Origin of the sequence: Okeania sp. SIO1H4 (assembly GCF_010672695.1) — a bacterium.
GTDB classification, from domain to species: Bacteria; Cyanobacteriota; Cyanobacteriia; order Cyanobacteriales; family Microcoleaceae; genus Okeania; species Okeania hirsuta.
Genome location: NZ_JAAHGB010000007.1, coordinates 19,815 through 39,732 on the forward strand (window position 1 = coordinate 19,815; position 19,918 = coordinate 39,732).

Below are 19,918 nucleotides of genomic sequence, written 5' to 3' on the forward strand. Positions count from 1 at the left end.
GAATTATCAACGGGAAATTTCAGCTCTCAAACAATTAAAACATTCTCAAATTCCTTATTATTTAAATTCTTTTGAAACTGAGTATGGGTTTTGTTTGGTAACAGAATATATTCATGCTCCATCTTTGGCAGAAAGGCATATTTTTACTCCTGAAGAAGTGAAACAAATTGCTATTTCAGTTTTGGGAATTTTGGTATATTTGCAAAATTTTCAACCTCCAATAATTCATCGGGATATTAAACCGGAGAATATTTTAGTGGATGAAAATTTGTAGGTTTATTTGGTGGATTTTGGTTTGGCAAGATTGCGAGGTGAGGAGTTGGCTTTAAGTAGTATTGCAGCGGGAACTCCAGGATTTATGCCACCGGAGGAAATGTTTAATCTACCTTTGAGTAATGCTTCTGATTTATATAGTTTGGGGGCGACTTTAATTTGTTTGTTGACGGGAACTAGGAATGTGGAAGTTGATAGGTTATTGGATGAAGATTATAAGTTTAAGTTTGAAGATTTAGTAAATCAAATTCCAGCAAGTCACACTTTGGTAAAAAATTTTTCACAACGCTCTAACTTTTGTACTTGTTTATAACCACTACCAATAGGTTGTCAATAAACCTCCAAACATTCCTCATTAATATCTACCAACCAAACCTCAATTACATTATTTTCTGCATCAAGAGGAACTTTAACTTCACGGTCGAATTGAATCGTACTATCTGCCACTTCAATTACCAAAAATAAATCCTGAGACTGGGGATGTCCTGATTAATAAAAATCTGCTTTTGGTTCTAACAAAGCTATATCTGGTCATGGTTCAGAATAATCATCTAATTCAACAGGGTTTTGAACGCTGACTAGAGTTAGATCGTCTAACTTTTGAGAAAATAATTTATTTAAACGATTTACACAAGCTGCATGGTGACAACCTACTGGGGACATTTTGAGAATTTCTCCTCTTATTAGTTCTACTCGCTCATCTTCTTTCAGGATGCCTACTTCAGGCATTTTGTTATATTCTTTGACGTTAAATTGTCGTTTTCGCAGTTGGACTGACATGGCACACCATTTTTTGAGATTAGCATTCTATAGGAAAGCGGAATTGAGTTCTATATGAATGCTTCACAGAATGAAAATATCTCTGGCATTGCTCCTGTGGAAGATTCCGAAAAATCCTTTGGCACGACTAATTTTCCGATAACTGATAACTGATTTAGGTGTGTCATGGCACTACAAATTTTGCTGATCACCGATAATTGATAACTGATAACTGATAACTGATAACTGAAATGACCGCCCCTGAAAATACCATCCGCATCCGAGGTGCCAGACAACATAACCTCAAAAACATCGACCTAGAACTCCCACGCGATCGCCTCATAGTCTTCACAGGAGTTTCTGGCTCCGGCAAATCCTCCCTCGCCTTCGACACAATCTTCGCCGAAGGGCAACGCCGCTACGTCGAATCCCTCAGCGCTTATGCCCGACAATTTCTCGGACAACTCGACAAACCAGACGTAGACTCCATCGAAGGATTAAGCCCTGCCATTTCCATCGACCAAAAATCCACATCCCATAATCCTCGCTCCACAGTCGGCACCGTCACGGAAATTTACGACTATCTGAGATTACTATTTGGGAGAGCAGGAGAACCCCATTGCCCAATTTGCCACCATAATATTGCTCCTCAAACCATTGATGAAATGTGCGACAGAATTATGGCTCTTCCAGACCGCACGAAATTTCATATCCTAGCTCCCGTGGTTCGAGGCAAAAAAGGGACTCATCAGAAACTTTTATCTAGTTTAGCTGCTCAAGGATTTGTTCGTTTGAGGGTTGATGGAGAGGTCGTAGAAATTGCTGAAAACATCAAATTAGATAAAAATCGTACACATACTATAGAAATTGTTATCGACAGACTTATAAAAAAGCCAGGAATAGAGGAACGTTTAGCAGATTCTCTAAATACTTGTCTACGTCAATCTACTGGAATTGCATTAATTAACGTATTAAATGACACATCAACCAAGATAGGGGCAGTGCCTACAAAAAATAAATATAACCTAACTCCAGCAAAAATAGCAACTTCAGCTAATTCTAAATCTGACAATAATTCAGTTAATTCCAGTCAGGAACTAGAAGCAGAAATGGAAAAGTCTCAGACTCAAATAGTATTTTCGGAAAATTTTGCCTGTCCGGAGCATGGAGCAGTGATGGAGGAGTTGTCGCCCCGGCTCTTTTCTTTTAACTCTCCCTACGGCGCTTGTCCGACTTGTCATGGCTTGGGTAGTTTGAAGCGATTTTCCCCAGAATTAATAGTACCCGACCCCAATGCACCCTTATATTCAGCGATCGCTCCCTGGTCAAACAAGGAAAATCCCTATTATTTTTCTCTGCTGTATAGTTTGGCTGAAGCTTATGACTTTGAGATAGAAACTCCCTGGAATAAATTGAGCAAGAAAGAACAAAAGTTAGTGCTAGAAGGTAGCGACGAACCTATCTGGATAGAAACGAAAAATGGAGAAGGAGATTATCGTTACTATCCTGGAGTTATCCCGACTTTGGAAAAGCAATATGAGGAAACTGGTTCAGATTTAATCAAACAAAAATTAGAACAATACTTAGTCAATCAAACCTGCGAAACTTGCCAAGGAAAAAGATTAAAACCAGAAGCACTTGCCGTAGAAGTAGGGCAATATAAAATTACCGACTTTACAGAAGTTTCCATTCGAGAATGTCTAGAAAAAATCAATAACTTAAAACTAAGCGATCGCCAGGCAAAAATAGCAGAATTAGTATTGAGAGAAATTCGAGCCAGACTAAATTTTCTTTTGGATGTTGGCTTAGATTATCTAACATTAGACCGAGCAACAATGACTCTTTCTGGAGGAGAAGCGCAAAGAATTAGATTAGCAACACAAATTGGTTCTGGTCTAACAGGAGTTCTCTACGTTTTAGACGAACCAAGTATCGGTTTACATCAGAGAGATAACAATCGCCTCTTGCAAACTTTAACCAAACTTCGCGACTTAGGAAATACATTAATAGTTGTAGAACATGACGAAGAAACTATTAGAACTGCCGACCATATTATTGATATAGGTGCGGGAGCGGGAGTGCATGGCGGGCGAATAATTTCTCAGGGAAATTTCCAGACATTATTAGCAACAGAAGAATCACTAACAGGAGCTTATTTATCCGACAAAAAAATTATTGCCACCCCATCCGAAAGAAGAACAGGAAACGGCAAATCTCTACTACTGAAAAATTGTCATCGAAACAATCTAAAAAATATAGATGTAGAAATTCCTCTGGGAAAACTTGTCTGTATTACTGGAGTTTCTGGTTCGGGAAAATCTACCTTAATTAACGAATTACTTTATCCAGCTTTGCAAAATCATCTGAGTCGAAAAGTTCCATTCCCGAAAAATTTGGAAAAAATCAAAGGATTAAAAGCAATAGATAAAGCAATTGTAATTGACCAATCACCTATTGGTAGAACTCCCCGTTCAAATCCGGCAACTTATACAGGAGTATTTGATGTAATTAGAGGAATATTTGCGGAAACTATTGAAGCTAAGGCAAGAGGTTATAAACCGGGGCGATTTTCTTTTAATGTTAAAGGTGGGAGATGTGAAGCTTGTAGCGGACAAGGTGTAAATGTAATTGAAATGAATTTTTTACCAGATGTTTATGTGCAATGTGATGTTTGTAAGGGTGCAAGATATAACAGAGAAACTTTGCAGGTGAGATATAAAGATAAGTCAATTGCTGATGTTTTAGATATGACTGTAGAGGAAGGTTTAGAAGTATTCAAAAATATTCCCAGGGCAGCGAGTCGATTACAAACTTTGGTAGATGTAGGGTTAGGTTATGTCAAATTAGGTCAACCCGCACCGACTCTTTCTGGAGGAGAAGCACAAAGAGTAAAATTAGCTTCCGAATTGTCTAAACGAGCAACAGGAAAAACTATTTATTTAATAGATGAACCAACAACTGGTTTATCTTTTTATGACGTTCATCAGTTATTAAATATTTTGCAAAGATTGGTGGATAAGGGAAATTCGATTGTAGTTATTGAGCATAATTTAGATGTGATTCGTTGTGCTGACTGGGTAATAGATTTAGGTCCGGAAGGTGGAGATAAAGGAGGAGAAATAATTGTTTGTGGAACGCCGGAAGAGGTGGCAGAGAATTCAGAGTCTTATACTGGGAAATATTTGCGGGAGGTGTTGGAGAAGTATCCGCCCAAATTTGAGGAAAGTTGAGATTAACTGAAGTCTGAATTTTTTTCAGTCAGTAATTTTCACATTTCTGTCAGTTTTACAGCTTTGAATAAACTTCATTCTAGATAGATTAAAGAGTTGAAAAATTACCAGAGATTTTGGAAAAATATCTGCTTGCTCTAGAGGTAAGTAGACATTTTCTGAAGTTGAGCAACTATCTCTTGTCTACCCTAGATTTTTACCAGTTTTCTGAAAAGATGAAAATTTCACTTCTATATATATGTAGTCGCAAATTTGTCAGATATTTTTCCAAATGTCTGGTCTGCCTCAAGGTAAGTAGATATTTGTTGAAGTTGAGCAACTACCTCTTATCTCCCTTCGATTTTTTGCCAGTTTTCTGAAAAGATAAAAATTTCACTTCTATATATATGTAGTCGCAAATTTGTCAGAAAATTTTCCCAAATGTCTGGTCTGCCTCAAGGTAAGTAGATATTTGTTGAAGTTGAGCAACTGCCTCTTATTTCCCTTCGATTTTTTACCAGTTTTCTGAAAAGATAAAAATTTCACTTCTATATATATGTAGTCGCAAATTTGTCAGAAAATTTTCCCAAATGTCTGGTCTGCCTCAAGGTAAGTAGATATTTGTTGAAGTTGAGCAACTGCCTCTTATTTCCCTTCGATTTTTTACCAGTTTTCTGAAAAGATGAAAATTTCACTTCTATATATATGTAGTCGCAAATTTGTCAGAAAATTTTCCCAAATGTCTGGTCTACCTCAAGGTAAGTAGATATTTGTTGAAGTTGTCATCCTGTGAAGCTCAAGTAAAATATAGCAATGTGCGCTGGCATATTTACAAATTACAAGAACTGTCCAATAGCTAAAAGTCTTGTATTATCGGTCTTTTATTCCCCCTGTTGCCTGTTGCCTGTTGCCTGCGCACAGCGCTATATATGCTTGTTTTTCCCTCATCAAATCTTTCCATGCATTCTCAGTGGAAAACCATAAATATTTTCATTCTCTTAAGCTCAAAAAAATCGCGCGTCAAAGGATTTTCGGTTGCATCGCCACAAAAATTTTGATATTATAAAAACTATGGGGGGTGTTTCGTCCCTAAGCATGACTTTTTATTCAACTAAATTCTGTTTATCTCTAGATAAATTTCTCTAATTGTCGGCTAATTAATTTCCTTTTTAATCTAGATTTTTAGCAGGTAACAAAAATGCAGTTATCAAAGCAATAGTACCCCCCAATAAACCCCAACCTAGCCAAATATTAAAATTCCTACCTCCACTTTTTGCCACAAAAGCAGCAGCAGTACCAATAACACAATGCAAAATCATTAATATCCAGAATAATTGCCAGTTAATTTCAGTCATAATTTTTTTTAAGTATTAGTTATTTGAGAATAAGGACCTAAAAATTTTTCACCATCAAAATGAATTATATGGTCTGGTGCATCAGCAATCCAAACTTCTGTTTCCCAAGCAATCTCAGCAGCAAATTTGCGAAAAGTATTATGGTCTAGAAAAGCTGTAATAAAAATTATGTCAGCCTGACATTTTTCTGTCAATTTTTTCAATTCTAATAAACGTACATTAGAAATTACCCCTGAACTATGAACAGCTTCTATCAAATAAAGCCAATTTTTCTGTTCTGAATAAGCTACTATATCGGGTAATTCTCCATCAGATAATTCAAAAAAGTTTAGTTCTTTCAGTTTGTTTTTTTCTAAATGTAAAAACTTCTTAGCTGTATCGCCGACATATAAAATTTCTGCACCATAACCATATCTAGGTAAAAAACTTTCAATAATTGCTTTCTGTAATTCATTATGTTTGCCAGGACTAAAATTTAAGACTTTACCAGAAGGAAAATTAACAGGAATTAAACTTATTTCTCGTTGACTAGAAAGTTGTTGTTCTAGAGTGACTAGATTAGCTAAAAAAATATCAACCTCTTCTTCCCAATTATTTGAGCCAAAATTTTTAACTAGATTAGCAATATCGGGATTTAAAGCAAAAGATCTTGTACCATCATTTCTAGCTGAATTTGGATTAGCAGCACTAGGAATAATAATTCCTGCAAGAACAATTAATTTTAAATCTTTCCTTCGAATATCATCATAAGAACTTTCAGATATTTTTTCATTAAAATAATTATTCCAGTACCTAATAATTTCCCTAGTTCTTAAAGCATGAGAATTATCAATTTTTGCCCATTCATTAGTTTTCTTAACTTTGGCTACAGCTAAAAAAGCCATTGCCATTCTTTCCAATCGTCTTTTAGTCATCCCCTCAAGAGGTACACCAAACTTACTAATAATATATAACGCTTCATTGATTAACTTTTGAAATTGTTTAGACTTATCTGACTTAGTAATATCTTGGGGAATTTGAGGCATTTTTATCTCTTAAAAAGGTAATGATAATTGTACAGGCATAATTTTTTGTGAAATTTCCTCTGGCGAGAATCTTTTCCTAGATTCTAAATAGCTCCTAATACTCCCTGCCAAATGAAAAGCAAATAAAGGAGGAACTGCATTTCCAATCTGATTAAAACAACTGGTTTCTTTTCCTACAAATTCAAACCAGTCAGGAAAACTTTGTAATCTTGCTGCCTCCCTTAATAACAAACGCCTTCTTCTCCCATCCGGCAATTTTATCCGGTGCATATCACCAGTAGGAGCCGAAATATTTCGACAAGTTAAAGTTCTCGCAGGTTTGTCTAAATACAAGTCACGAGGTTGTTTACAACTAGAAGCTTTTTCATACTTTGCCACATATTTATCCATATTTGGAGTCAGAAATTTTGACTCTGGAGGTGCATGGAATGCCATTTCTCCTAATGCTTCTCCAACAGTTACTTTTTTGTCTAAAACTTGAGGAAATTTCAACTCACCTTTATGCCCAATAACTATTACTCGTTGACGATTTTGAGGCACACCAAAATCAACAGCATTTAACAATTTAACCTCAATAATATAACCCAAAGATTGAAGTGCTTGAGTAATTTCATCTAAATACCATTTATTACGATAAAGTAAACCTCTTACATTTTCAAATAACCAAATTTCCGGCTGTAATCTTGCCACTGCATTAATAAAAATAGGAAAACCATCTCGCGAATCTTTCAAACCCTTTTGCTTTCCCCCAACACTAAAAGGTTGACAGGGAGGACCGCCAATTATTACATTTGCCGGAGGTAATTCTGTTTCAGAAGAAAGAGTAATTTTAGTGCAATTACCTTTGAGATTTTTATTATAAGTTGCACAACAATCGGCATCCATTTCAAAACCATAAGTTTGAAATCCCTGGGCTTCAAAACCGAGAGATAAACCACCACATCCAGCAAATAAATCTATAGCTAAATTAGTTAGATTAACAGATGGTTTAAGTAAATGATTGATTTTTTCTATGTAATTCATAAATCTTATGCAAATTATTAGAATGCTTGTGTAGAATACATAGGTAAAATTAATTAAGAAAAAAGGGTTGATTTTTATGATTTTTATACTAAATATGCTGATAAAAAGGTACTAATTAACTCTCTATAAGTCTATCACATCCTACTTTATCATTGCAATAAAGCTCCGATATCAACATAATTTATATTAGTTTATTTTTGATTTTTTGGAATTTTTAATAAATATATTTAAATATATTTATTACTTAGTTTTCCCTTTAATTGTTAGCAGTAAATATCCCATAAAAAAGTAATTAATTATTTAGTGATAGCAATTTTAACGCTTAAATAATTATTGATTTAAATATAATTTATCAGGTAATTTATTATAATAGATTGTTATTTTTTTAGTAAAAAAATGCTGTTTTTCCCTCATACTATTTTCAATTAATATTTCCTCTCAAATATTTAATTCTATATTCATATTTAAAATGTAAATGCTATATACCAATAATAAATAACTTGAAATTGGAGATTGTTCTAGAAAATCTTAATCTGCCTTCCTCCTAAAATATTACATCTGCTAGATATGAGATTTGCCAAAATTAATAAAAAGCGTTATATACTTATAAGTCAATTTATGATTAAACAATAAATAATTAACAATGTCAGAAAATCAACAAGAAACTTGCCCAGTCTGTCTAGTTAAAATAGTAGGTGGAGATCGGGTGTTATTTTCTTCTGGACCACCTGGTACTAAAGCAAAGTTATGGGCTCGTGTTTGTCAATATGCTCAAAGACAAGGTTGTATAAATCAAGATCTAGATGAAGTTGGAAAGGTCAAATCTGAAGATTACTATAACCCTGAGATTTCCTAGCATCTTTTCATTTTTTCTTCTAACTTACTTGTTCTTTATAAATAGAAAAAACAGAGGCCATTATTAAAAGAAAATTGTTAATTAATTCGCTTAATTAATATGTTAAGAGTCAATATGTTACCAAAAATATATAAGGCACTAAATCCCTGTATCTATAAATATAAGTAAGAATAACAAGATTCTTAAGCTTAACATATCTTATGGTAGAAATCAGATATGATTTCTATCACCCCTTGAGTTTTTGATAGATTTTTCTTACCTTATAACCCTTGATTTTGATTTTTGATTTATTACTTCCGTGAAGTAGTATAGCGCTACGCAAATACGCTCTTGACATTCCTTTGTTCCCTCACAGGAGTGCCCATTACCTCTGTTAGTAGGTCCCATGACGAGGAAACCTCGCCGGGTTCCGAGTGGTTGCCTCTGTTGGACCCCGCTGAGTCCCACCCCTATTCCCAGATCCGGTGTTCCCTTACAACCGAAATTTATTGTCAAACGCCAAAAGACGTAGTGCTATACAGAAATAAGAAAGGAAAGGACAAGAAAAGAAAGGTAGCTTTGCTAAAAAAAAAGGGGGGTGATTTTCTACCAAGATTTTTTCTCCTAATCTCCTGCCACGCTTCTATTTGCTTTTCTGTGGTAAAAATATTTTTCAGATTATTTCCTAGAAGAAAACTTGGAAGTCCAAGACAAATGTTTTTAGATGGAGGTAGCATCAAAATACTAATTGTCGTAGGATCTTATTTCAAAGTCCGTATATTTCTATATTAATTTTTTCTAGAAACCAGTGCAGTATGCCCAACAGATCCTACTATTAACAGAAGGTTAAACATTTGAAACTCAGAATAACTGAGATAATTTTGACTTGACGTAAATACAGTAGTGATGTTTTTGATTTTTGTTGCATAAGCTTGGTTATGATATTAATCGGCATTAGAGAATAGATACTCTATATGATTTGTCAAATAGTCCTGGTTTAACCATCAAGTAAAATTAAATAATGAATCAGACTGCAGCGTTTATAGGAGGATGTATTCTGACGGGGATATTGATTGTCCTCTTGCTCATGGGTTGGATTGTATTTGGCAAGTCGTCTCCTGATTATCGGACGGAAGCGCCAAAAGCATCCCCTTCTCCCTCAATCACATTTTCTCCTTCTCCAAAAGTATATCCTTCTCCTTCTCCTTTAGTAACTGTCTCACCCCAGCCATTACCACCCCCACCAATTTCAGTCCCTTCAGTTCCTGACTTTAAGGACTATCAGTTGGAACAACAAATTAAAAATCAATCAGAGCAACAACGTTCAGCTTATGAGCAACTGAAAACTCAACTACAGCAGCAATTACTTGATATGCGACAGTTGAAAACTCAGTTAGAGCAACAATGGGCAGAGACACAACAACTGAGACTGCAACAAGATCAACTGAAGCTACAAAATGACCGATTGTTGATTCAAGTCCAGGAGCAAGAACGTTTGATTTCTGGATTGAGTCTACAACAGGGGATAGATAATTATAGCAGAAGAGCTTCAGGTAGTTCTGCGAATTATTTAGAAAAAGGTATACTGTGGTTTATTGGAGGAATAGTCTTAGCTATTTTACTTCTTGGCGGTGGTATTATTTTAGTCGGAATGATTATTTTATTAGCTCAACCCCAACGTCGATCTTCTTACAATGGGAAGAGCACAGCTCACGATATTAATGTTCCTTGGCAATATACTATTTATGAGGAGGAGGAAACTAAATTTTTACCTCCTTATATTGACAGGAAAAGAAAGCAAAAATAATAAAATAAATTTCAATAAATCAGAAAAAATAAAAAGGTAAACAATGATAGAAATAGGTGAGTAATAGAATTGAGTATTGTCCTTTGAGGCATAAATTTCCAATTTCTTTTTTGTAGTATTATTTTTGGTAATTGCTATAAATAGAGCAAGAAAATTTTAACTTTTTTAGCTAAAGGAGCAAATATTTCTTTCACTGTCAGATCATTTAGTGTGCTAATCTAGCATTTTTTATAAATTTCTCTAGCTCTCTAGATGGATATTACTTAATTTGGCATCTATTTATAGCAATTTCAGAAGACAAAAGCGGGAAAAATACTTTCCTGTTTAAGGTTGATTATTAGTCTATGTTCTAATACGAAATTAAGATAAAGTTATATAGAATAAAATTTTAATCAGAGTTGACTGTAGATCAAGACAGACAAGTTAATCAATTTCATAATTATGTTCAGCCTTACATAACATTGGTATAAGCAACTCTTTATTTTCTATATGAATATGTTATTTAATAGATTTTAGTATTAAGAATTTTTGCCCAGCTAGGATGACCAGCAGCTAATTTATAGGAGAAGGAAGAAGGAAGAAGGAAGAAAGCGTTTAGTTATCTACCAGATAAGGAAAAATCTGGTGTTGTCTGAGTTTTAAGTTTTTGATATGTCCGTGCCCTTTCCTCCCACTGCTATACCCTTGATATCTGAAATATCAAACTAGAGAAGAATGGAGTTATTTATAATTGTTACTTCGTGTTAGTTGGTAGTTAATTTTATGGATAAGTTTATTGCTTTACTATAGGTAGATGCTACTATTATTATTTAATGGATTTAAGGGTCAGAAAAAATGATTATTTTCGTGATTAAATATCCTTGATTATTGATGTACCTATTATGAAAAAGCATTTCCTGAGGTCATGCTCTGCAAACAGCAATTTAGCAGTCAGCATTTCCTGAGGTCATTCTCCGTAAACAGCGAGTGATAAATAGCTGAAACCGAGAAAAATACAATTTAAAAGAGTATTTAAACCACTCTTAAACTATTTGGCATTTATAGGCCGGAGATTTAAACTAAAGCTAAAAGCTTTTAACCCAGAGCTAGTTAACACTACAAAAAAAATTAATTGCTACAGTTGATCATTGGATATTCTGACCTTCATTCACTTTTACTATTCTGATAGTTGTATTTGCTTCTCCAATTTTAAAATTTTTGGTACAGGGTTTGTAGAAGCAAAAGAGGAAATGATTGTTCTGATTTTAGAGTAGTTAGTAAATGCAGGAATTAGTTCTGTAGGTTGGTTAATGATTATGACTGGATATCAAAGTACATTGATTTTGATGTTTTGATTTAGTGTAGTGATAAATATATTTTAAATAATAATCTTAATAGCAAATTTTAGTATCGTCTGAGCAGCGATCGCCACAGTAATAACAATGATTATGTGGAAGATTTTACTACATATTCTAGTAGTAAAATAGTTGAATTTATATCGATATATAATTTATCGCATCATCAGAAAATGATAGAATGAAGTGTAAAGTTCAACTATTTAAACTTACTGTAATTATTCAGGAGGTATCAATGTTAACCAAAGAAAATCCTTGGTCTAGCAATTTTATCACAGCAAATAGTATTAAAATCCATTATGTGACTCAAGGTTCAGGCCCTTTGATGTTAATGTTACATGGATTTCCTGAATTTTGGTATTCTTGGCGACATCAAATTCCTGAATTTGCTCAAGATTATAAAGCAGTTGCCTTAGATTTAAGAGGCTACAATGAAAGTGATAAACCAGAAGATAAATCTGCTTATGTAATGTCAGAATTTATTAAAGATATAGAAGGAGTAATCAAAGAATTAGGTTATGAAAAATGTGTTTTAGTAGGACATGATTGGGGAGGGGTAATAGCTTGGTCTTTTGCTTATGCACATCCTGAAATGGTAGAAAAATTAATCGTAATGAATATTCCTCATCCAGCAAAATTTAAGGAGGGTTTAGGTACTCCAGAGCAACTTTTGAGAAGTTGGTATATGTTTTTCTTCCAGTTACCTTTTTTGCCAGAATTAATGCTTGAATTTGATGATTATCAAGGTATTGGTTCTATTTTTAAAAGTATGGTAAATAAATCTGCTGTTACTGATGCTGATATAGAAGCTTACAAGGATGCTGTGGCTAAACGAGGCGCTTTAACTTCAATGATTAATTATTATCGTAATATATTTTCTGGATTTTTCAATCAACAAGAGTGGGGAATATTGCGAATTCCTACTTTAATGCTTTGGGGTGAAGAGGATACGGCTTTAGGAAAAGAATTAACTTATGGCACAGAAGAATATGTGGAAAATTTTCAGATTCGCTATATTCCTAATTGTGGTCACTCGGTACAACAGGAACAGCCTCAATTGGTTAATCAATATATGCGAGAATTTTTGAGTAATGATAATGATTTAAATTGAAATAAGTGCAGAGAGAATATTGATTTTATGCCATTGAAGAAGGAAGAAGGAAGAAGGAAGAAGGAAGAAGGAAGAAGGAAGAAGGAAGAAGGAAGAAGGAAGAAGGAAGAAGGAAGAAGGAAGAAGGAAGAAGGAAGAAAAAAAAATTAGTATTATTACTAATTTATAGTTCGCCTTAAATGATGTGAATAGAACATTAAAATTTTTGAGGAAATAGGAAGCAGTTTCAGGTAATTAGCTAGTTTTGGGGAGAAGCAAAAATTACCATTTAGTTTTCCAATATACTTGGGAAGTAGTAATTATTGTCAGATTTGTAAAACCCTCAAAAATAAACAGAATAAAGTCTGAAATCTTTACCACTATTTCCTCTTTACTGATTCTTAAGATATTTTCTTTATAACTGTAAGCATTTCCTGTGGAATGCTGCGCAAACAGCTATTAGCTTTCCGCAACAAGACTTTCTCTTTAAGAACAGTGTTTAAATTAATATTGACTTTAAGGTCAAGGGAACCAACTTTTGTAGTAAGACAATTAATAAAGCTTTGATCGTAAACTAAAAGCAATAGCTGATAGCTGATGGCTGACGGCTGAATGCTTACTTATAACTGCGTCGAATATTACTAAATAAGAAGAATAAGCCACAAAAAAACTTAAGTATTTGACGAAAAAAAAGTTTGTCAAAAATTTATTTCCTTGTGCCCTTTCTAATTTTACCAATCCAACGACCACCCTATCTGCCTTGGCATAACAATAATTTTTAACGCCAACCCGCTTATATAATCAATGCCACTCAAATTACTCTAATAATGATTAATCAATTAAGTAATACGACCGGAAATAGCCTAATAGTAATAACTATCCTAATTATCATAAATTGGTTCTTGCTATCTTCTAATATTTCCGCTCAACCCATTGATAATAGTCGGCGCGAACAACAAGTATTCCAATCCATTGAATTAAATACGAATTTAATTTTAGAAAATGCAAATCCAGTGGAAAAACAACAGTTAAAAGACAAAAAATATGCTCAGATGCAAGAGTCAGAATTTGCATTCTACAGAGCAACAAATCATTTGTTTTGGCAAGATTTTGCTAATGATAGTAGACTCAGTAAATTTGGTAATCCTAATACAAAAACTTGGATTTTAGGAGATTGTCATGTTGATAATTTTGGTGCTTATAATAACGATCAAGGAGAAATTATCTTTGATATGAATGATTTTGACGAATCAATTATTGCTGATTATCAATATGATTTGTGGCGTTTAGCAACCAGTATTATTTTAGTGGCAAATGATTCTACCCTATCTAAATCCGAACAAGAAGAAGTTGTTGATAGCCTTAGTGAAACTTATCTAGATACCTTAGCTTCTTATGTAGGAAATGACGAAGAAACTAAAATATATTTTACAGAAGCTAATACTAAAGGAGAGATAAAAAGAACCATAGAAAAAGCCGCTCAAAAAACACGACAAGGAATGCTATATAAGTGGACTAAAGTCATAGATAATCAAAGAATGTTTGATTTTTCCAGTGAAAAATTAGGTCTTGCTACTGATGCTAAAAAGGCTATTCAATCACGAATGCTAGATTATGGTAAAACCCTTTCCGGAAACCTAAATTATGACCCAGAATATTTTAAAGTTAAAGATGTTGCCCAAAGATTAAATGCAGGTTTAGGTTCCTTAGGAACACCACGTTATTATGTCTTAATAGAAGGGAAAACTGATGCTTTAGATGATGACCATATCCTAGATATTAAACATCAGTTTCAGCCAGCACCTACTGATGAATTGTTCAGCTTATATGACCGGATTAATTATTGGAAAATATTTAATAATAGTGCTCAACGTCATGCTCTAGCTTATAAAGCACTGATTAAAGACGCTGATGACTTTTTAGGATGGATAAAACTTGTGGATAATAATCCTATTGATGGAGATTTTTCTGGTGATTATTCTGTTAGAGAAATATCTCCCTATAAAAAATCTCTCAAAATTAAAAATTTAATAGATAAAAACAGTTTTATAGAAGTCGCTCAACAATGGGGAAAAATTCTGGCTACCAACCATGCTAGAGCAGATAAAGATTTTGATAAAAAATTAGTTTCTACTTCCTTTGAAAAACAAGTAAAAAAAATTACTGATGGTAAGCATCAAGAATTTAGAAAATTAGTGCGTGAAATAGCTTTTAAATATGCGCAGCAAGTTGAAGCTGACTATGATAATTTTGTAACTGAAGAAATAGGGAATAAAGGGAGTAGGGGAGTAGGGGAGTAGGGGAGTAGGGAACCCACCCCTCACCCCTCCCAGGAGGGGAAGTTAAAGATATGAATAATTAACATTAACTGAGCTGCTAATTAGCAAAAAAGTTATTCTGCTATTTTTAATTACTTAATAACTGAAGTCTTACCTAAATTAAGCATTAATGCATGGGAATTGGTATAAATTTTTGAGTTTATTTTCTAGATGTTTTTGACTAAAGTCTCGATATAGTGTTTTGCTCTGGGATGTGGAGACAAACGTGCTACGAAATAGGGAATAGGGAATATTAAAGGAGGGAACACAGCATTAAAGAGTAGCAAATATAAGGATATAAGGTACTCGAACGGCGTGCTTTTTCTATAAGAAAAAAACTAAATCTAGATTGACATTTCAAATAGAAACACTATAGTTATCAAAAAGTTAGGACTTTTACCAAATAATTAAATTTTAAAGCCTCTCTTTTTCAGAATAAAAAAGAGAAAAAAATCACTTTAATTGACTCTCTTCTTTTAAAGAGAAGTAATTAGGGTTTGCTGAATAAATCTGAAAGCATTGACTGATATTGCTTTTAGCAATTTTTAGTCGCCAAATTGTACAAGCTTTTAGGTCAAAAAGGTGCAAAAAGTTAGCAGAAAAAGTTTAGTAGGACAGAAAAATTAAGAGATAATTGTTACTTCTACCTCCTCTATAATTCCCATTCCTCCTGACTCTTAACTACTCCCTACTCCCTACTCCCTACTCCCTACAAAGAGCAAAAAGACTTTTTCAGCAAACCCTAATTATTATAGGACTTACGAATTACAACAAATTTTTATCATTTTCTTTGTGGGTTTAATACCCCACCGTCTACACGGTGTTCAAAATTACTTGGGGTGAGAATCCCCATGTAATTTTCCTCCTGTCTCCTGTCTCCTGTCTCCTGTCTCCTTCTTCAACATTGCCACCCACAGGGAAACAATCTCACACTCAAATCCTAGTTTTTAGTACCTCATCGTTCAGCAATTAACAATTAATAATTACCTCTTCTTAAAAGAAGAGGATTGACTAAAAGGATTTTTTTTATTTTATCCCCTTAAAAGGGGAGGCTTTAAACCTGAATTTTTGAATGAATAATTATTAACTATCAACTCTTAATTATTCATTATTCATTATTCATTATTCATTATTCGGTAAGTCCTGTATTAATTATTGAATATTAGCCATGAATGTAAATTCATTACGATATTTGACCCTTAATATTTTGCTTATAAATACTCTATAAGACTTAATATCACTATCATTATTCCTCTAATTATTGGGTCGCTTTTCTTTCCTTTCCCCTTCTTTGAATAATTTTCAGTGCGGAAGCTGCTCCAGCACTTATTGCAGCAGCTCCTAATATAGGAGTTGATGCAGCTATTACCCCTATTCCCGCTCCAATCAGAGATGCTGTAACCATTGCTGTACTAGCTATTGTTGTAGAAGTATTTTCATTTTCTCTACTAAATGCTGCCTCATTTTTTTGATAACTGTCGTTAGCTTCTTCTTTCATAACTAAAATTGTTATCTCTTAATCCCAAACACAAATAAAGTCATTAATCCTATACCTATTATATTAGAAAAGAAAATCAACCAAAAAGATTCTTCTCTTGGTGTTGTGTTTTGCCATTCTTGATGCAAACTTAAAACGTAGATAAAAAGCCCAAAAGATATCTTCAACAATTAATAATTAATTATTAATTATTAGAGACTGTTTGTAAAAGGAATATTAAATCCAGGCGTAGGGTGGGTTAGGCGACAATAACTATGAATCGTAACAAAATTTAACTTTCCGCCGTAACCCACCGAATATTAAGCACTCTGGCCGTCTTAATCTTTAGTTTACAAACACTCTCTTACATCTTCTTGTAAATAAGAAGATTGGCTAAAAGGATTTTTTTCTTTTTTATCCATGAATGGAGAGGCTTTATACCTTAAATTTTCGGTAATAAATAGTCCAGCTTTTTGAGCCTCATCAGCATTAATATTAGAGTCAAATAATAGTGTTAAACCTCCAGAAATAGAAGATAACTTCATTAATTAATAATGGATAATGAATAATGGATAATTACCTCTGGTTAAAACCGTTATGGAACGGAATTGAATATAAGGAAATCTGATTTTTTTTCTCCTTAAAAGGAGAGGCTTTAAACTTTTGGGGATTAATTATCAATTATCCATTGGTAAGTTCTATTCCCCAAAATAAATCTTGTCTTTCCCAACCTTTCCCTCTTGCTAATTTCTTAGCAATAGAACCTATAAATATAATTACTAAAGGAATAAATAGAGCTTAAAATAAAAGATCCAAACTAGCATTTTTCATATTTGCAATTTGCTTTTTGCCACTTGCTTTTTTTAAATATCCATATGACTTTTAATTTTAGACTCTTGACTAATAAGATTGACAAATTATATGGCAATCTGAATATAGGACAAAACCTATTACTGAGCCTTTCGCTACAGAAATATAACGATATATTATGCAAACTCTACCCAACCCAACCAAAACTTCTGCAAATCAACCCGCCTTTGACACAACTATCCATAGGCGAAAAACTCGCCCCGTCAAAGTAGGTAATGTAACCATCGGTGGTGGCCATCCAGTCGTAGTCCAGTCAATGATCAATGAAGACACCCTTGACATTGACGGTTCCGTAGCTGCCATTCGTCGTCTACACGAAATTGGGTGCGAAATAGTCCGCGTTACCGTTCCCAGTATGGCCCATGCAAAATCCTTAGCAGAGATTAGACAGAAATTAACACAGACTTACAAACCCGTCCCACTGGTAGCTGACGTTCACCATAATGGTATGAAAATTGCTCTAGAAGTTGCCAAGCACGTTGATAAAGTCAGAATTAATCCTGGTTTATATGTATTCGAGAAACCTCAATCTGGCAGAAACGAATATACCGAAGCAGAATTTGAGGAAATAGGTGAAAAAATCCGCCAAACCCTCGAACCACTGGTAATTTCTTTACGAGACCAAAATAAAGCCATGCGAATTGGGGTTAACCATGGATCCTTAGCAGAAAGAATGCTATTTACTTATGGAGATACCCCAGAAGGCATGGTAGAATCTGCCCTGGAATTTATCAAAATTTGTGAATCCTTAGACTACTACAATTTGGTAATTTCTCTGAAGGCATCGCGGGTGCCAGTCATGCTTGCTGCTTACCGATTAATGGTAAAGCGGATGGACGAACTAGGTATGGCCTATCCTCTACATTTGGGTGTAACTGAAGCAGGTGATGGAGAATATGGTCGAATTAAGTCTACTGCTGGTATAGCTACACTTTTAGCAGACGGAATAGGGGATACAATTCGCGTATCTTTAACTGAAGCACCCGAAAAAGAAATTCCAGTTTGCTACAGTATTCTTCAAGCCTTGGGTCTGCGGAAAACAATGGTAGAGTATGTTGCCTGTCCCTCCTGTGGCCGAACTCTATTTAATCTGGAAAATGTTCTGCATCAAGTGCGAGAGGCAACAAAACACTTAACAGGATTGGACATTGCTGTTATGGGTTGTATTGTCAATGGCCCTGGAGAAATGGCAGATGCAGATTATGGTTATGTAGGTAAGCAACCAGGTTATATTTCTTTATATCGTGGACGGGAAGAAATTAAAAAGGTCCCTGAGTCTCAAGGTGTTGAAGAATTAATTAATTTGATTAAAGCTGATGGGCGTTGGGTTGAACCTTAGTTTATAATTGATATTTAATTGGGAGTGTAATTAATAATACACTCCTTAGTTATAGTAATGCTCAAGAAGGGTGAAGTACAAAACTATTTGATTTTAGGGATGAGGACGTTGCATGTAACGTCGGTACAGAGTAGAAAAGAAGAAAAACAACTGTACCTCAGTAACTTGATAAACGCTATAAATTAACAATTGTAATAGATGGAGCTTTTCTTTTTGTTGGCTATCAGGAATCTCATACAACTTTGAAAAAAGAATACTACAAAAAGGTAATATGGATTGGATATGATTAAAAATAGTTGCTCCAGTTTATTTTAGATAGTTATTTCTATCTTTTTCCCTTATTTTTAATATTTATCCCTTCTTTCTTCTGAAATACAGATGTTGGATGTAACCTCCCTACCATTTGTAACAAACATTTATTGCGTTTGGTATAGTAGGAATCTCAATTAGTTAATTTTGATACAGATAAAATCTCAATGTTTTAGTTGAAATTCTGGCAATAAATATACTATTTTTCTGAATTATAAAAGTTTGTAATTGTATAGATGAGAGTAAGCCTAATATTATATTTAGCATAAATAGTTAAAAATAATATTCAAGAGCTGTAGAAGTAGATTCTAACTTTGATATACCTCAAAAAATGGTTAATACTAAATTTAGATTAAAGAGAATAAACAAAAATAATTATCGATCGCACTTCTACTAATACTAGGGAAATAAGCAGTTGAATTTTCATAGTTTTATCTTTATGAATCAAGTATTAGTGCTGAAATTTTACCATAAAAATTCGGTCTCAAAACTCCCCTTTTAAAGGGATAAAAAGCCTTAGTTTTTTGCTTTGCATAACTGCTGTAAACATATTGCTCAGAAAAATGCGTAGCATCCCGTAGGGAAGGGTTCCTTGCCATATCAAATAGACCAAGAGAAAAGAAAATTCAGTATTTTCTTACCTCGCCTATTGCAAGAGGTACTGTCAAGAATCTAACGCAGTTCCTTCAGAGGAAGTTAACTGATAACTAAAACGACCAAACTTCTCAAGTTAAATAAGAATATTTTTTTCTAGACATACACCATAAAAACAAAATAAAGTATTCACTATAAACATCCTAAATTTATTAATGAGGATTTAACTGATTCCCTTTTCTTTTCTTGATTTTTATATATCAAACAGCCTAATTCTAAGGATTATATTACTTATGCTAAA

12 protein-coding genes and 2 pseudogenes are annotated in these 19,918 nt (G+C 33.9%); 8 read left to right on the plus strand and 6 right to left on the minus strand.

The window, feature by feature from the left end:
• Positions 1 to 10 precede the first annotated feature (10 nt).
• Positions 11 to 586, plus strand: a pseudogene (locus tag F6K06_RS07700) (serine/threonine protein kinase); the annotation flags it as partial.
• Between the two features lie 17 nt (positions 587 to 603).
• Here the strand turns inward: F6K06_RS07700 and F6K06_RS07705 are convergent.
• A pseudogene (locus F6K06_RS07705) lies at positions 604 to 1,053 on the minus strand (Uma2 family endonuclease).
• 230 nt (positions 1,054 to 1,283) lie between these two features.
• Here F6K06_RS07705 and uvrA point away from each other — a divergent pair.
• Positions 1,284 to 4,262: an excinuclease ABC subunit UvrA gene (gene uvrA, locus F6K06_RS07710; RefSeq protein ID WP_124146524.1), complete on the plus strand. Its 2,979-nt coding sequence runs from the start codon at positions 1,284 to 1,286 to the stop codon at positions 4,260 to 4,262.
• A gap of 1,148 nt (positions 4,263 to 5,410) precedes the next feature.
• Here the strand turns inward: uvrA and F6K06_RS07715 are convergent.
• From F6K06_RS07715 to F6K06_RS07725, 3 genes are read right to left on the minus strand one after another with little or no spacing between them, the layout of a single operon-like run.
• The gene (locus F6K06_RS07715) at positions 5,411 to 5,596 is read right to left on the minus strand and encodes a hypothetical protein (RefSeq protein ID WP_124142837.1); all 186 of its coding nucleotides are present in this window, start codon (positions 5,594 to 5,596) and stop codon (positions 5,411 to 5,413) included.
• Positions 5,597 to 5,604: 8 nt separating this feature from the next.
• Positions 5,605 to 6,621 (minus strand): BsuBI/PstI family type II restriction endonuclease, encoded by a 1,017-nt coding sequence (locus F6K06_RS07720; protein ID WP_124142838.1) that lies wholly within the window; start codon positions 6,619 to 6,621, stop codon positions 5,605 to 5,607.
• A 9-nt stretch (positions 6,622 to 6,630) separates the two neighbouring features.
• On the minus strand, positions 6,631 to 7,644 hold the full coding sequence (locus F6K06_RS07725; protein WP_124142839.1) for a DNA cytosine methyltransferase: 1,014 nt from the start codon (positions 7,642 to 7,644) through the stop codon (positions 6,631 to 6,633).
• 643 nt (positions 7,645 to 8,287) lie between these two features.
• Here F6K06_RS07725 and F6K06_RS07730 point away from each other — a divergent pair.
• The 5 genes from F6K06_RS07730 (at position 8,288) to F6K06_RS07750 (ending at position 15,010) form a co-directional block, all read left to right on the plus strand.
• Positions 8,288 to 8,500 (plus strand): hypothetical protein, encoded by a 213-nt coding sequence (locus F6K06_RS07730; RefSeq protein ID WP_124142840.1) that lies wholly within the window; start codon positions 8,288 to 8,290, stop codon positions 8,498 to 8,500.
• 1,000 nt (positions 8,501 to 9,500) lie between these two features.
• Positions 9,501 to 10,286 (plus strand): hypothetical protein, encoded by a 786-nt coding sequence (locus F6K06_RS07735; RefSeq protein ID WP_124142841.1) that lies wholly within the window; start codon positions 9,501 to 9,503, stop codon positions 10,284 to 10,286.
• A gap of 1,515 nt (positions 10,287 to 11,801) precedes the next feature.
• Positions 11,802 to 12,731: an alpha/beta hydrolase gene (locus F6K06_RS07740; protein WP_353734823.1), complete on the plus strand. Its 930-nt coding sequence runs from the start codon at positions 11,802 to 11,804 to the stop codon at positions 12,729 to 12,731.
• A 27-nt stretch (positions 12,732 to 12,758) separates the two neighbouring features.
• Complete coding sequence (locus tag F6K06_RS07745; protein WP_287240188.1) at positions 12,759 to 12,881, plus strand: hypothetical protein; 123 nt, start codon at positions 12,759 to 12,761, stop codon at positions 12,879 to 12,881.
• 656 nt (positions 12,882 to 13,537) lie between these two features.
• A complete protein-coding gene (locus F6K06_RS07750; RefSeq protein ID WP_287240185.1) occupies positions 13,538 to 15,010 on the plus strand; it encodes a DUF2252 domain-containing protein in 1,473 nt (490 codons plus the stop codon).
• A 1,276-nt stretch (positions 15,011 to 16,286) separates the two neighbouring features.
• Here the strand turns inward: F6K06_RS07750 and F6K06_RS07755 are convergent.
• Entirely contained in the window at positions 16,287 to 16,526 is a 240-nt protein-coding gene (locus tag F6K06_RS07755) for a hypothetical protein (RefSeq protein WP_124142843.1), read from the minus strand.
• Between the two features lie 329 nt (positions 16,527 to 16,855).
• Positions 16,856 to 17,050, minus strand: a complete 195-nt coding sequence (locus tag F6K06_RS07760; protein ID WP_124142844.1) for a hypothetical protein — start codon at positions 17,048 to 17,050, stop codon at positions 16,856 to 16,858.
• A gap of 443 nt (positions 17,051 to 17,493) precedes the next feature.
• Here F6K06_RS07760 and ispG point away from each other — a divergent pair, with 443 nt between their 5' ends.
• Entirely contained in the window at positions 17,494 to 18,714 is a 1,221-nt protein-coding gene (gene ispG, locus F6K06_RS07765) for a (E)-4-hydroxy-3-methylbut-2-enyl-diphosphate synthase (RefSeq protein ID WP_287240181.1), read from the plus strand.
• Positions 18,715 to 19,918: the final 1,204 nt, after the last annotated feature.